The following is a 14,045-nucleotide window of genomic DNA, read 5'->3' as shown; positions in this document are numbered from 1 at the left end:
ATTCAAAAAAAATAGTACTCCTTAAACCATTTTATAATAATTCAAGTGGTTTTATAAAATTTCGCAATAAAATCTGGATTAATAGAGGGTTAACGATGGGTTAATTTTCAGTAAACAAAATTAGGTAGAAAATCTCGACAATACCAAGAACTTTCTAGTGATATTTTTTAAATAGAACTAATGATTGTATACATTAATGGTTAGTGAAAACTTTATCTTTATAATCTTATATAACCTAATTGTTTGCTACTTGCTTATTATACCTATTAGCTCTATTTTGGCTCAAAGCTACTTGCAAAATTTGAGAACTACTAACATTTTTTAGCAAATGACTAACATCGGTTATAACTGCCAGACAAACTTCTCTATAGAAAAGTTCCCTCATGAGCAACGAACTTCGAGCAAGCAACTAATAACCTAGTCTTTTGTTTGCAATAAACGTTGTCAAACTTAGAATATTTTGACGGCATGCTTTCCCTAAAATTAGATAAGCATCTTAAACCGCTTTGTTTGACTTCTCTTTGATAAAATAGGTTTCAGAAATATGCACTATTGGTGATTTGTACTAGTAAATTTTTGAAACCATTTTTTATTTTTTCTATAGAATATGATACAAACTAGGCTCAACTTTTATTTATCTACTGACTAACAAGTATTTAGCCCGCTAATTATTTCATTCACAAAGGTTACCAACAAAAGTTATCCACATTTCTATAATACTGTGGATAACTTTTGTTGGTAACTAATTCTAATCTATTTCAATTACTACGCCCGAGCTAGTTGGATGAGCCACACAAGTCAAAATATAGCCTTGTTTGATTTCATTATCGGTAAGGCCATCTTCTTCGTCCATACTCACTTTACCTGCAATACATTTGCCCATACAAGCCGTACACATACCCGCCTGACAAGAATATGGCAAGTCGATATCGTCACGAAGGGCAGCATCCAAAATGGTTTCGTGAGGTTTTACTACTACGGTATAATCATTGCCTTCGTACTGAATCGTAATAGTTTGTTCTTTTAGGCTACCTGCTTCGTCTTCATCTTCCATTGCTTTTTCGTCATGTGCCGAAAAGAAATGCTCTTTATGTATTTGGTTGTCGGTTACTCCAAAAATTTTGATAGCTGCCTCCACGTGTTGCATCATACCTTCTGGCCCACACAAATAATACTCAGCTTTGGCAATATCAATAGCAAAATCCTGCTTCAAAAAAGTAACCGCCGATGCCTGATTGATACGGGTTTTATACCCTATCCAAGTATAAGATGGTTGACTAAGTACATGTAAAACTTTGAATCGATTACTATATTGAGCTTCGAGTTCGTCTAGTTGTTTTTTGAAAATAATATTTTCTTCATTTCTTGAACCATACACCAAATACACCTTTGTTTTGGTTTCGACAGGCAATACCGACTTAGCAATAGACATCAAAGGTGTTATGCCTGAGCCACCACCAAATAATACGATAACACGTTCTTTGGTAGGGTTTGGTTCTATAACAAAATGCCCCATAGGCTCCATCGTTTCGATAGCATCGCCCACTTTGAGGTTGTCGCATAAATAATTAGAAACCAGCCCCCCAGGTACTCGCTTAATTGTTACGGCCAGAGAAGCATCTTTGTTGGGAGAACTCGACATCGAATAACTACGACGAACTTTTTTTCCCTCTATTTCTGGAATGAGTGTCAAAAACTGCCCTGCTTTATAGCTAATTGCCTGATGGATAGGATGCCAGAATGAAAAGGTTTTGGTATCGGGAGTTTCGTCGATAATCTCCTTTACGGTCAAATGAAAGTATTTTGCACTCATTAATATGGATGTTTGATGTTACATAAAATTGGAGAAGTGGTAGGCATGCTAGTATCTCCAATATATTTCAATGAATCTATTGATAACAAATCTAAAGCCGACAAGTTTAGGTTTCTGCTAAATATCTTGTTTTTGGCACATGGCCAAAAGGCAGTGCAAAGGTAATAAAGAAAAGCTTTGGGGAGAAGATAATTTGTGGGGATTGGTCTTGTGGGTTTGTGTAAAACAAAATACCCTTTTTGAATCCTTGAGTCATTCCATAAATTTGAATTATCTTTGAGAAATGTTCGGGTCTCTCAATCTATAATTTTTATCTTATGAACGGAATCTTGATTATCTGCGGAGCAAACAATACACATGATGGCGAATTAACGCATATTGCCTTTGATAGGCTGTTAACGGCTCTGAATTTTTTAAAATATAATCCTGATTTCAAAATTCTTTGTACAGGTGGCTTTGGCAATCATTTCAATACAAGCGATTACCCACATGCCCAATATCTACAAAATTTTTTACTTGAAAATGGTATTCCTCACGAGCAGTTCCTAGAGTTTATTTTGAGCGAAAATACCATTGAAGATGCTCAGTTATGTAAACGAGTTTTGGAAAGGCATAATCCCGAGGTAGCTGTGGTTATTAGTTCCGACTACCACCTTGAAAGAGTAAGGTTGTCTTTCCTAAAGTTTTGTGGATACCCTAGTACAGTCTTTTTAGCCGCTAAATCAAGCCTGTTTGAAGATGAGCTAGAGCGACTTATTCGGCAAGAACAGCAGGCTGTCAATAGATTACGAATGATGCTTTAGCTAAAATCAGCTTCATCATAATGGATTTTGTGGATATAACTTTGCAATAGTGCTTCTTTATCGTCGATTTCTAAGCCTGTCTGTTCAAAAATAAAATGACTGATAGCCCACTGCAGTTCATCGACAGTCCAGTTGTTTTTGATAATTTCGATTTCATAAAATGCCCTCTTTATTGGCGTTTTGATAGTGGATAAAACCACTAAATGCTCAAACGACAATTTGTTGAGTAAAATATGTGCCAATGGTGAAATATGGTTTTCTTGCCATTGAATAGCCTCTATTGGACAATTAACAGGCAATAATTGGACAAATTGTGGATAACGCAAAAAAAACTGTTTGTAGATTGACAGTTTTTCTACATTCAAATATATCAATCCTTCGGCATGGAGTTGGGTAGCCAATAGTATATTTTTTCTATCATTAAAAAGATATTTCCTTTGTAATGTTTGCTCGTACATATCTACGAAGTATCCTATTACCCAATTGCGAAGTGTCAACGCTTGCTTTTTTTGTTCAAAAACTTGAGTAAATATATAATCTGCATTTAGGATTTCATAAACGGTATTGTTGAGTAGTAATTCATAGATTTCATTGTTATCCATAATTTCAGGCTATGTTGTAGTTTGTTACAATAAAGTAGTACAATTTCTGTGCCTGAAAACTTACAAACATCGAAAAAAACAGCTTAGTGCAACAAAAGCTTTTCGAGTTTTTTTTCTATCACTTTATAGAATACTACTTTTTACATAGCATTTTGACTGAATTTAGTTCTAAATGTCACCTTTTATAGTAATTTTATCAATAGTTAGCTTATGTTATAACTTTGGTTTTTTATAGATAAATTTATTATTGAGTTTTAAATGAACGAACATCTTGGCAAATTACTCATCAGTATTGGAGCTTTCTTGATTTTGGGAGGTGTAGTTATCTATTTTTTCCACAACAAATTACAATGGCTTGGCCGACTTCCTGGCGATATTCGGATTGAAAAAGAACATTTCAATTTGTACATTCCTATTACTACGTGCTTGCTTATTACGGGTTTTATCAATCTTGTTGTATGGCTTTTTAACAAACTCAACTCTTAGGAAAAAGTAAAATATGAGTCATCCCGAATTTTAGGTAATATTAAAAGAGACCACCTATTGGTGTTGATTCATAAGGTTGTCAAGTACACCTTAAAGAGGCTGGCCAATTGCTCAAATGATAGAAAATTAGGGGATATTCATGCAAAAGGCGTTCGAAAAACTAATTCCGAACGCCTTTTGTATAATGACACACCTTTAGCCGCAAAGCATTGCATCTCTACTGGCGAAAATCATATTCAAAAATAATCACTCATATCACTAAATTTGAGATAAGTCATATTTTCCGTAGAAAATATCCTTGATTTATTTTTTGTTGAATTTAGCTTTTCCTTCGTCCAAAAACTTCACAAAAGCCTCTATATCTTCATTATAAGCACGTGGTTTTACCATTGGTTTGGCATCGTCGTTGGGGTTTACCAAGCAATAATAAGGCTGAGCATTGCCATTGAAACGAGTTATTTCAAAATCTAAATTTTGGTCGCCAATACTAGTTTTTTCTAAACCATCGTCTTTCGACTTATACCATTCAGACTTTGGCAACTCTGTTTTGTCATCGACATACAAAGCTACTACTACATAATCATTTTCTAGGCGACTTTTCACGGCAGGATTTGACCAAACTGAAGCTTCCATTTTACGACAATTCACACAACCATGTCCTGTAAAATCAATAAACAAAGGTTTATTGACTTTTTGGGCATAAGCCAATGCCTCTTTATAATCAAAAAAACCTTGTAAGTCTAATGGCAACTTCAAAAACTCATCATATTTAACTTTTTTCGGAAAGTTGGGGTCGCCAGTATTTGCACTTGCCGACGATTCAGATTTTACCCCAATCACAAAATCTTGGGTTTCCATTGGAGGCAACCAGCCCGACAAGGCTTTGAGTGGAGCACCAAACATTCCCGGAATCATATACACTACAAATGATAAAACAGCAATAGCCATTAATGCTCTCGGTACGGTTACTTTATCGACCTTGCTGTCGTGTGGCAACTGGATTTTGCCTAATAAATATAAACCAATTAAGCTAAATATAACAATCCATGCTGCCAAATATACCTCACGGTCGAGAATATGCCAGTGGTAGGTTTGGTCGGCTGTACTCAAAAACTTCAATGCTAATGCAAGTTCTAAAAAGCCCAAAACAACCTTCACTGAGTTCATCCAACCACCCGATTTTGGTAAATTTTGTAACCAATTAGGAAAAATAGCAAATAAGGTAAATGGAACAGCAAATGCTAAGCCAAAACCAAACATTCCGATAATTGGGCGAATGATTTGCCCTTGCGAACCCAAGCTTAGAATAGTACCCGCCACTGGACCAGTACACGAAAACGATACTAATACTAGGGTAAAAGCCATAAAGAAAATACCCCCTAAACCTCCTCTGTCTGACTGAGCGTCGATTTTATTGACAAAAGATGATGGTAATACGATTTCAAACCAGCCCAAGAATGACACCCCAAATACCACAAACACTACAAAAAACAAGAGATTGGGTAACCAGTGAGTACTGATAAAATTAGGAGCAGCCTGCCCAAAAGCATACGCAATGATAGTACCAAAAAGTACATAAATAGCTATGATAAAAAAGCCGTACAATAAGGCTTTTTGTAAACCACCTTTTTGCTTGGTAAAATACGATACAGTCATTGGAATTAATGGATACACACAAGGTGTAAGCAGGGCTACAAAGCCTCCGCCAAGAGCCAATAAAAAGAATCCCCAAAGTGAAGTATCTTCAGTTTTCTCTTCTTCTGTACTATCAATAGATACATTGCCAAGCGTGGTTGTATCTGTAACCGATACCGTTTCGGTAGCAATAGTATCTAGTTTTACTTCCTCTTTGGCTACCTCCAGAGCTTTTAAGGAATCTGTATTAACTTTTTTGGCTACTTCTTCTTCATTTTTTTTTTGCCCTGAACCAGCCAGTGCTTCTAACAAAAAAGGGCCTTTTACAGGTACACATTGCCCCGTAACGTCTGAACACGATTGGCTGTCATAGCTACCCTCGATATTTACTTTGTCTTTCAGAATTTTGACAGACTGACGGAACTCGGCTTTACCTTTAAAATACGTATATTCTCCGTTCCAGATTTCTTTGTCAAATTTTTTGGAAGGATTAATAGCTTTTAGGCTACCAATAGCCTCATAAGACTCGTCGGGCTTTAGCTTAATAGTAGTAACGATAGGCCCCAAATCTGGGTCAAAATCTGACGAATATAAATACCAATCTTTTTGAATATTTACCGTAAAGATAATATCGACAGTTTCTCCGACAGCAGGATTGGGTTTTGACAAAGCCCATGTCCATTTGGCAGGATTTACCTTCTGAGCATAATTAATTGTTGATAAAGTAAATAACAACAAAATACTTAATAATAACTTCTTCATTTTGTGGGTTATAAGAAAAGTTTTTTCGTTTGTAAACCTTAAACGTAAGTACTCAAGGGATAGTTTCTTTACGGTTAGATGTATGCAAAAATAATATATTCGGTTTATAAAAAAAGTCTGCTTGCCGACAGACTAGCAGACTATGATATTTTTATGACTCTTATTTAGCTCAAACCGTTGCTTGGTATGCCAAAGCACTTTTATCGTGTTCTGATGGGCACAGTCACCTCAACATTGTCCCAACGCAGAATCATATCTGCACCGTTGGTTTGTTCATTAAAATCTATCACAAATTTTTCGACACTATCCGATTTTTTGACAGAAACGGCGGGTACTCTTAGCACATCTTTGGTCTCGTCGTACGACAACCCCCATTGCCCTACCTCGCTATTGATAATGATCGTCCAGTCGTTTTGTTCGGGAATCGTAAAAAGTGTATAAGTTCCTGCCTTGAGAGGACGACCAGCAATTGTGACATTCCGTGTAAAAGTAATTACAGTAGCTTCGTTGGCTCCTGTACGCCACCATTTGCCATAAGGCACTAGAGCTTTTGAGGTTTGAGGGCCAAATATCAATCGTCCTTTTTTGGCAGGCTGACAATATTCTACCATTATATCTAAATCACCTTGTTCAAATTCGGCTGTTGACGAAGGGCTAAATGACTTGGTGTAAAATCGCATACCTACAAAACCTATCGCTAACAGTGCTAATAGTACCAAGACAATCCGGAGTATCTTAATCATGGAAAAAGGTTTTATCATGTTATATCTGTAAATCTAGTGAACAATACGCTAGCTACAAAATTACCACAAACTCTCCATATCTCTTTCTCTTTTGATAATACATCTTTCATTTTCGAGCAAGTGGAGGTTCTGGTCGATATTCATACTGGTTTTGGCATCGTCGAGCAACCCTTTGTAAGCATTTTTGATTTCCTTGCGTTTGATTGCCTCCAAAAACCTACGTATATCGTCATCGCATTCTAGTACCAAGCCTGGCACTTCGGTTGGTCGGCCGTCGTCATCTTTGGCAACCATGGTAAAATATGAAGTGTTGGTGTGCTTCATTTCTTTGGTTCTAATGTTTTCGGCAATAACACGTATTCCAATAATCAAAGACGAACGCCCTACGTAATTTACAGAAGCATGTAACGAAACCAAATCGCCTACTTCTACAGGCTGCCGAAACTCTACGTTGTCTACCGATACCGTTACAACATAAGTACCCGCATGTCGGGCGGCACAAGCATAGGCCACTTTATCCATCAGCGAAAGCAATATTCCTCCGTGAATTTTTCCACCAAAATTGGCATAAGAAGGAATCATTAATTCTGTAATTGTTGTTTTTGAATAATTAACAGATTTGGTATTTTCCATAAAATTTTAATGGTTAATTTAATACTAACAAATGAACAAGTGAGGCTTAAAAGATGCTACTCCTATTGTTATGAAGGCTTTTAGCTTTTTTAGAAACCCTATTTATACCATATTTAGACCAAACAGGTGATGTAATTGATACGCCTGCTCACGATAAAATAGTAACCACAATACGAAAAGTCCACAAACTTAGTAGATTTTATATAAAAACTATTAGGCTTAATTAAATTTTGACCCGTATATTTGTATAAAAATAGAAATTTTCCAAGAATTTAGGTACAAAACCCTGAATACATTGAATTGTACCACTTACATTTGAATATTTAGAAGAATGACTCCTGCCATTATTATTTGGTTCATATTATTGACTCCGCTTGCAGGATTTGGTATATCAATACTGTTAGGAAAGCGAAATAATGCCCTTTCAGGATGGATTGCTACTGGGCTGTCAGGATTGAATTTGCTGTTAACAATTTGGCTTACTCAGCAAATTGATATTCCATCTCATTTTACCTTTAGTTGGTTTAATTTAGGTAATTCGTCCATTTCATTTGGTTTTCTACTCGATGCCAATGCCATAATGATGTTGCTATTAGTCAATTTCATTGCTATTTTGGTACAGCTATTTTCTATTGACTATATGCACGAAGATACCGCACAATATCGCTATTTTGGCTTTATTCAGTTATTTGTATTTTCGATGTTGGGTATTATTCTTACCGACAACCTGCTGTGTATGTATGCTTTTTGGGAGTTGGTGGGCTTGAGCTCTTATTTATTAATTGGTTTTTGGTACACCAAAGATAGTGCCGTAAAAGCCGCTAAAAAAGCCTTTTTGGTAAATCGTGTTGGCGATTTGGGCTTTCTTTTAGGAATCTTCTTGGTGTATTATTTCTGGGGTAACTTTAGCTTTTTAAGTTTAGGTAATCATCCGAGCCAGATTACACCCGAATGGGCTACCCTGACGGGTATTTTACTTTTTTGTGGCTGTATGGGCAAATCAGCCCAATTTCCACTGCACACTTGGCTACCCGATGCAATGGAAGGCCCAACGCCCGTTTCGGCACTGATTCATGCTGCTACAATGGTGGCCGCTGGTATATTCCTTTTGGCAAGAATCCAACCTGTTTTTACCGATACTGCCTATATTGTAATTGCTACCATTGGCTGTATTACAATGTTGTTGGGGTCTATTTATGCCATTTTCCAAACAGACATCAAAAAAACTTTAGCTTACTCGACTATTTCACAGCTTGGCCTTATGCTGATTGGATTAGGAACGGCAACATCTTTATTTCATTTATTGACTCATGCCTTTTTCAAAGCGGGTTTGTTTTTGGCGGCAGGCTCGGTGATTCATGCTTTGCACCACGCTGGGCATAATCAGCACTTCGATGCCCAAGATATGCGTTTGATGGGTGGCTTACGCAAAAAACTTCCATTTACTTTTATCGTTTTTGTCATTTTTGCGGCGGCATTAGCGGGTCTTCCTTTGTTCTCAGGCTTTTTGTCGAAAGATGCTATCTTGGCCAACTTATACCAAATGGCTGAACTAAATCCTTATTTCAACTGGATTGGAGGTTTCACTTTTATTGGGATTGTCATGACGGCGTTCTATATGTCACGGCAGGTTTGGTTGGTATTTATGGGCGAACTTCGCAATGAAGCAATACAAGCTAATTATATTCATGAAGGAAGTATCAAAATTAAATTCCCTTTGGCATTGCTAGCCATTCTATCTTTTGGTATGATTTTCTCGACCAACCCCTTCCATGCAGGACATAGCTGGTTTTGGCATGTTATCAATCCTGATTTTATATTGGCAGAAAATCATTGGATTGGTTATGCCTCGATAGCCTGTGTAGTATTGGGTATTGGGCTTGGTTATATTTCAAGAAATATCATTTTTGACAATAAAGTACCTACTTTCGACAAACTTTATGATCTAGTTTGGGTACAACCAACTTTGCTTTTGGCCCAAGGGCTACAGTATTTTGACAAGCAGGTTATTGACCAAACTGTTAATAGCCTAGCTAATGTACAGGTAATTATGGCAAAAATAGTAATGTGGTTTGATAGCCGTTGGATAGACGGTGTCCCAAACGCATTGGCTTCATTAACAGGAATTATCGGAAAAATAACACGCTCTGTTCAAGGGGGCAAAGTACAACTTTATGTTGTAGCTGCACTGATGGGGCTAATTAGTCTAATTGTGTTTATTATTTACTAAGCAATCAAGCACGAACAAACTCCTAGTGGGTTGTTCATGTAGATGAAATTTCACTACGATATGTCTATACTTTCAGTACTCATATTTTTACCATTAGTATTTTCTTTGGTCATTGCCATTTTACCAGAAAATTACAGAGCATACTACAAATGGATTACATTGGCCGTTACAGCGATTGAGTTTTTGCTGTGTATGCGTTTGTACTTTTTGTTTGACCAACAAACGGCAGAATACCAATTTGTTGAGCAAATAGATTGGATAACCCTGCCATTGGGTGCATTGGGTATTGGCTCTATTGATTATTTGTTGGGTATCGACGGTATAAGTATGCCAATGGTGCTACTTACGGGCTTGGTGATGTTGATTGGAGCTATTTCTTCTTTTGAAATCAAGCAAAAGGAAAAAGGCTATTTTTCGTTGTATCTTTTATTAACGGCATCGATTGTAGGCTGCTTTATGGCCTTAGATTTATTCTTGTTTTATCTTTTCTTTGAGTTTATGCTCTTACCTATGTATTTTTTAATAGGTATTTGGGGAGGGCCACGCAAGGAGTACGCTTCTATCAAATTCTTTATTTATACATTGGTGGGGTCGTTATTTATCTTGGTGGTGATGATTGGGCTTTATTTATCGGCTATCGACCCCGTAGAAACAGCCTTGCAAACTGGACTTATCGGCGATTATGCCCAAATAACCCCATCGGTTATTTCAGAAATTCAGGCTTTGTTGGCCGAGGGTAAAATTCCTTCCGAACAGCTTGTACATACTTTCGACTTGCGTTTCTTGCCTGATACAAGCAACTACTTGCCCGAATCGTGGTTTCATATTTTTTCTAATATCAAACTAGGTGGATTAAGTATCAGAGCCTTAGGATTTATTTTGCTGATGGTGGGTTTTGGTATCAAATTACCCGCAGTACCCGTACACACTTGGCTACCCGACGCACACGTAGAAGCACCAACACCTGTTTCGGTAGTTTTGGCAGGGATTCTCTTGAAAATTGGCGGATATGGTTTCCTCCGAATCGCCTATCCTATCTTCCCTGAAGCAGCTATGGATTTTGCTTTTATTATTGCGGCCTTTGGTGTGGTGTCGATTGTATATGGAGCGTACAATGCTTTGGCTATGAACGACCTCAAAAAAATGATTGCTTATTCGTCTGTTTCACACATGGGATTTGTGCTGTTGGGTATAGCATCGCTTACCAGCGAAGGTATCAATGGAGCAATCTACCAAATGTATTCACACGGTATTTTGTCGGCTATGTTATTTTTATTGGTGGGTGTTTTGTATAGCCGTACACATGACCGCCGTATAGATAGCTACCAAGGCCTTGCGGCCAAGATGCCTATTTATACCGCCCTAACGGCTGTAGCTTTCTTTGCATCACTGGGTTTGCCTGCATTCTCAGGATTTATTGGCGAGTTTTTTACTTTGATAGGGGGTTTTAATAGTACCCTTTTTCCGAATTGGCTTACTGCTATTGCGGTATTTGGGTTGGTACTTGGTGCTGCCTATTTCTTGTGGACATTGCAGCGGATATTTTTTGGGAAATATTGGTCAAGGTATGATGAATCAACCTTAGTGGATTTGACTTTGAGGGAAAAAATAATGCTAGTACCCTTAGGACTACTAGCACTGGTATTTGGTATTTTTCCACACCTAATGTTTGATATTTCTCATATTTCGGTAAATGAATTACTCAAACTGTTCCCTTAGAACGGCATATGAATAATAGCGGCAACCATGTCGTTTTCGTTGATGATATTGAGCGAAGCCTTAGAACCATAATGTAAATCAAGCCTTTTACGAAGGTTATCTAGCCCTATACCGCTGGCATTACTTTTGGGCTGAGGGTTGTACTGCCCTGTATTACAAACTTTTATGGTAATTTCATTACCAACGGTAAAAATAGAAACAATTATTTTGCCTCCCGTTTTGGTTTTGGCAATACCATGCTTAACTGCATTTTCAATAAGAGTATTTAACGACATAGAGATAATCAGGATATCGCTAATATTTTCTTGAACATGAAATTCGTATTGAAGCCTGTTATCAAAACGAACTTTTTCTAATGATAAATAGTCGCTTGCTAGTTTAAGTTCTTCGCTAAGCATGGCTTTATGTTGTTCACCAAGGTTGAGCGACAAGCGTAACAAGTCTGACAACTGCATAATAGCATCACGAGCTTGGCGGCTATCGCTAATGGTAAGAGCCTTGATACTATTGAGAGCATTGAACAAAAAATGAGGATTGAGTTGCTTTTTAAGATTTTCTAGTTCCACAACTTTGAGCATTTTTTCGGCTGTCAAAACACGTTGTCGTCTGTCTTCGTAGACATTCACAAAACGGTACAAATGATAAAACAGAAACCAAGGTATTACTAGCCAAATATTATCAAAAATGGAATAAATCAAATCGAAAAGGCTGATTTCTCCAATCAACAAGCGGTTACGATTAAAGAAAATATAGTCTGTAATAGCGAATATTGTACCAATGGTAAAACTTCCTAACAAGGGAAATACCACAAATTGTTGAGAGGTAGTTTGGTCGGGGTCGTAGCTCTCGTGAATATAGTTGTAAAGATGACTAACAACCAAGCCTAGCAAAACATAGACACCAAAATAGGTGGCTTGAAAGGTTAGCGTTTCATTTCCTAATTCACTATACTTAACTGAGGTAAAAGCCACAAACGACCAGCATATTACTTGAATAATCCAATAGAACTTATTTCTCTTCATTGTTATTAATTAGCTCTGTCGAGTAAATTTACATAAAAAAATCAACCAAAAGAAGAATCTGCGATTTACGTGCAGAAATGAAATGACAGAAAATTTAGACTTAAACCAACAACTCCTCCAAATTATCAATAGTCTTGGAGTACTTTCGCCAGAGGTTTTTTTGGCTGGTATTTTCTTGTTTTTAATAATAGCCGACCTTGTTTTTGCCCATAAAAGAAAAATTGCCCCTTCAACATCGCCCCAGTTTAGTATATTCAATATACTTTGTATAGGAGCATTGATTATCAATATTTATCAAATTTCAAATCAGTATTATCACAACAACGATACATTTTTGTTTGATAAAATGTTATTTTTGGATGCTAAGGCCATTTTCTTTAAATCCCTTATTAGTATTGCAGGTATTTTTATGTTTGCACATATCGAGGTCAACAAACGAAAATATGCAGGAGAATTTTATGCCATAGTTATTGCGTTGGTTATTGCGTTACAGCTAATGACGATGTCGGTCAATTTGCTAATGATATATTTGTCGATAGAAATGGTTTCGTTATTGTCTTATATCCTTACGGCATTCAACAAAGATAAAGCCGGTGCCGAAGGAGGTATCAAGTATCTTATTTTTGGGGCGACGTCGTCGGCCATTATGCTATACGGAATGTCATTGTTGTATGGTATGACTGGGACATTAAATATTACCTCGCCCGACTTTAGCAGAGGAATTACTCAAATTGACGAATTGGCAGCTACTGTGGCGGTAGTAATGACAATTAGTGGCTTTTTATTTAAACTTTCGGCTACCCCTTTTCATATCTGGACACCCGACACCTATCAAGCGGCTTCGACTCCTGTGGTGGCTTTTTTCTCAATTGCTCCTAAAGTGGCGGCTATATTAGTAGCAATGCGATTTTATTTGGCTGTACCCAACGATTTGCGACTTGTTACGGCAGTAATAGCATTGGCAACTATTACCTTTGGTAATTTTTCGGCATTGTGGCAAAATCAGGCAAAAAGGCTTTTGGCTTATTCAACAATTGCTCATGCAGGATTTATGCTAATTGGGCTTGTTGGACTTAGTGAAATGGGCTTAAAGAGTGTTGTTTTTTATTTGGTTACCTATTTATTTGCTAATTATGCTGCATTTTTTTTACTCGATATTATCGCTTTGAATTTGAATATTTCTAATGATATCGACCTTCAGTATTTGAAAGGGTTAGGCCGTCAGAAACCCTTCTTGGGTATTTTGATGGTAATTATAATGATTTCTTTGGCAGGATTACCACCAACAGCTGGTTTTTTTGCAAAGTTTAACATTTTTTCTGCTATTTGGGAGGCATACCAGCAGGCAGAAAGCCATCAGAGTATCCTTTTAGGCTTATTCTTGTTTGGTTTGCTCAATACGGCGGTCTCGCTTTTCTTCTATCTCAAAATTCCATTTTATCTATTTTTCAAAACCTCCCAAACGCAACAGAATATTACTATTTCACTAGAGCAATATTTATTAGCGATTGTTTTTACGGCTCCTTTATTGATCCTATTTTTTAAAGCCGACTGGCTTATGCACCTTATCAATTACTTATAAAATAGTTTGATGTAG

At 37.0% G+C, this 14,045-nt stretch carries 11 protein-coding genes; 5 read left to right on the top strand and 6 right to left on the bottom strand.

Annotated elements, in window-relative coordinates; genetic code table 11:
* Window positions 1-748: 748 nt before the first annotated feature.
* Window positions 749-1,813, bottom strand: coding sequence for a ferredoxin--NADP reductase (locus FLEMA_RS72485; protein ID WP_044172986.1), 1,065 nt, complete (start codon window positions 1,811-1,813; stop codon window positions 749-751).
* 317 nt (window positions 1,814-2,130) lie between these two features.
* Between FLEMA_RS72485 and FLEMA_RS0143670 the strand changes: the two genes are divergently transcribed.
* Window positions 2,131-2,616 carry a YdcF family protein gene (locus tag FLEMA_RS0143670; protein ID WP_044172984.1) on the top strand — a complete coding sequence of 162 codons (486 nt, stop codon included), beginning with the start codon at window positions 2,131-2,133 and terminating at the stop codon, window positions 2,614-2,616.
* Here the strand turns inward: FLEMA_RS0143670 and FLEMA_RS72480 are convergent.
* Window positions 2,613-3,218, bottom strand: coding sequence for a DUF1016 N-terminal domain-containing protein (locus FLEMA_RS72480; protein WP_044172982.1), 606 nt, complete (start codon window positions 3,216-3,218; stop codon window positions 2,613-2,615). The genes FLEMA_RS0143670 and FLEMA_RS72480 overlap by 4 nt on opposite strands.
* 258 nt (window positions 3,219-3,476) lie before the next feature.
* Between FLEMA_RS72480 and FLEMA_RS0143640 the strand changes: the two genes are divergently transcribed.
* Entirely contained in the window at window positions 3,477-3,704 is a 228-nt protein-coding gene (locus FLEMA_RS0143640; RefSeq protein WP_026996849.1) for a DUF2905 domain-containing protein, read from the top strand.
* Between the two features lie 303 nt (window positions 3,705-4,007).
* On the opposite strand, the gene FLEMA_RS72475 is transcribed toward FLEMA_RS0143640, so the two are convergent.
* The 3 genes from FLEMA_RS72475 to FLEMA_RS72465 form a co-directional block, all read right to left on the bottom strand.
* Window positions 4,008-6,101 carry a protein-disulfide reductase DsbD family protein gene (locus FLEMA_RS72475; RefSeq protein WP_044172979.1) on the bottom strand — a complete coding sequence of 698 codons (2,094 nt, stop codon included), beginning with the start codon at window positions 6,099-6,101 and terminating at the stop codon, window positions 4,008-4,010.
* A gap of 200 nt (window positions 6,102-6,301) precedes the next feature.
* The gene (locus FLEMA_RS72470) at window positions 6,302-6,844 is read right to left on the bottom strand and encodes a DUF2911 domain-containing protein (protein WP_044172977.1); all 543 of its coding nucleotides are present in this window, start codon (window positions 6,842-6,844) and stop codon (window positions 6,302-6,304) included.
* 60 nt (window positions 6,845-6,904) lie between these two features.
* On the bottom strand, window positions 6,905-7,477 hold the full coding sequence (locus FLEMA_RS72465) for an acyl-CoA thioesterase (RefSeq protein ID WP_044172976.1): 573 nt from the start codon (window positions 7,475-7,477) through the stop codon (window positions 6,905-6,907).
* 331 nt (window positions 7,478-7,808) lie between these two features.
* Here FLEMA_RS72465 and nuoL point away from each other — a divergent pair, with 331 nt between their 5' ends.
* Window positions 7,809-9,707, top strand: coding sequence for an NADH-quinone oxidoreductase subunit L (gene nuoL, locus FLEMA_RS0143530; protein WP_026996844.1), 1,899 nt, complete (start codon window positions 7,809-7,811; stop codon window positions 9,705-9,707).
* Between the two features lie 60 nt (window positions 9,708-9,767).
* Window positions 9,768-11,426, top strand: a complete 1,659-nt coding sequence (locus FLEMA_RS0143525) for a complex I subunit 4 family protein (RefSeq protein ID WP_081681433.1) — start codon at window positions 9,768-9,770, stop codon at window positions 11,424-11,426.
* Here FLEMA_RS0143525 and FLEMA_RS76270 read toward each other — a convergent pair.
* Window positions 11,423-12,448 (bottom strand): sensor histidine kinase, encoded by a 1,026-nt coding sequence (locus FLEMA_RS76270; protein WP_052354201.1) that lies wholly within the window; start codon window positions 12,446-12,448, stop codon window positions 11,423-11,425. The two genes, FLEMA_RS0143525 and FLEMA_RS76270, sit on opposite strands and share 4 nt — an antisense overlap.
* An 82-nt stretch (window positions 12,449-12,530) precedes the next feature.
* Between FLEMA_RS76270 and FLEMA_RS0143495 the strand changes: the two genes are divergently transcribed.
* A complete protein-coding gene (locus FLEMA_RS0143495; RefSeq protein ID WP_044172973.1) occupies window positions 12,531-14,030 on the top strand; it encodes an NADH-quinone oxidoreductase subunit N in 1,500 nt (499 codons plus the stop codon).
* Window positions 14,031-14,045: the final 15 nt, after the last annotated feature.

It is taken from the genome of Flectobacillus major DSM 103 (genome assembly GCF_000427405.1).
GTDB classification, from domain to species: Bacteria; Bacteroidota; Bacteroidia; order Cytophagales; family Spirosomataceae; genus Flectobacillus; species Flectobacillus major.
The sequence above is the reverse complement of the archived record's forward strand: the minus strand, read 5'-3'. Positions and strand labels throughout refer to the sequence as shown.

Excerpts from the sequence above, each read along its gene's own strand:
- FLEMA_RS76270 (WP_052354201.1), bottom strand. The coding sequence starts at position 12,448 with ATGAAGAGAAATAAGTTCTATTGGATTATTCAAGTAATATGCTGGTCG.
- FLEMA_RS0143670 (WP_044172984.1), top strand. The coding sequence starts at position 2,131 with ATGAACGGAATCTTGATTATCTGCGGAGCAAACAATACACATGATGGC.
- FLEMA_RS72470 (WP_044172977.1), bottom strand. The coding sequence starts at position 6,844 with ATGATTAAGATACTCCGGATTGTCTTGGTACTATTAGCACTGTTAGCG.
- FLEMA_RS0143525 (WP_081681433.1), top strand. The coding sequence starts at position 9,768 with ATGTCTATACTTTCAGTACTCATATTTTTACCATTAGTATTTTCTTTG.
- nuoL (WP_026996844.1), top strand. The coding sequence starts at position 7,809 with ATGACTCCTGCCATTATTATTTGGTTCATATTATTGACTCCGCTTGCA.
- FLEMA_RS72480 (WP_044172982.1), bottom strand. The coding sequence starts at position 3,218 with ATGGATAACAATGAAATCTATGAATTACTACTCAACAATACCGTTTAT.
- FLEMA_RS72485 (WP_044172986.1), bottom strand. The coding sequence starts at position 1,813 with ATGAGTGCAAAATACTTTCATTTGACCGTAAAGGAGATTATCGACGAA.
- FLEMA_RS0143495 (WP_044172973.1), top strand. The coding sequence starts at position 12,531 with ATGACAGAAAATTTAGACTTAAACCAACAACTCCTCCAAATTATCAAT.
- FLEMA_RS0143640 (WP_026996849.1), top strand. The coding sequence starts at position 3,477 with ATGAACGAACATCTTGGCAAATTACTCATCAGTATTGGAGCTTTCTTG.
- FLEMA_RS72465 (WP_044172976.1), bottom strand. The coding sequence starts at position 7,477 with ATGGAAAATACCAAATCTGTTAATTATTCAAAAACAACAATTACAGAA.
- FLEMA_RS72475 (WP_044172979.1), bottom strand. The coding sequence starts at position 6,101 with ATGAAGAAGTTATTATTAAGTATTTTGTTGTTATTTACTTTATCAACA.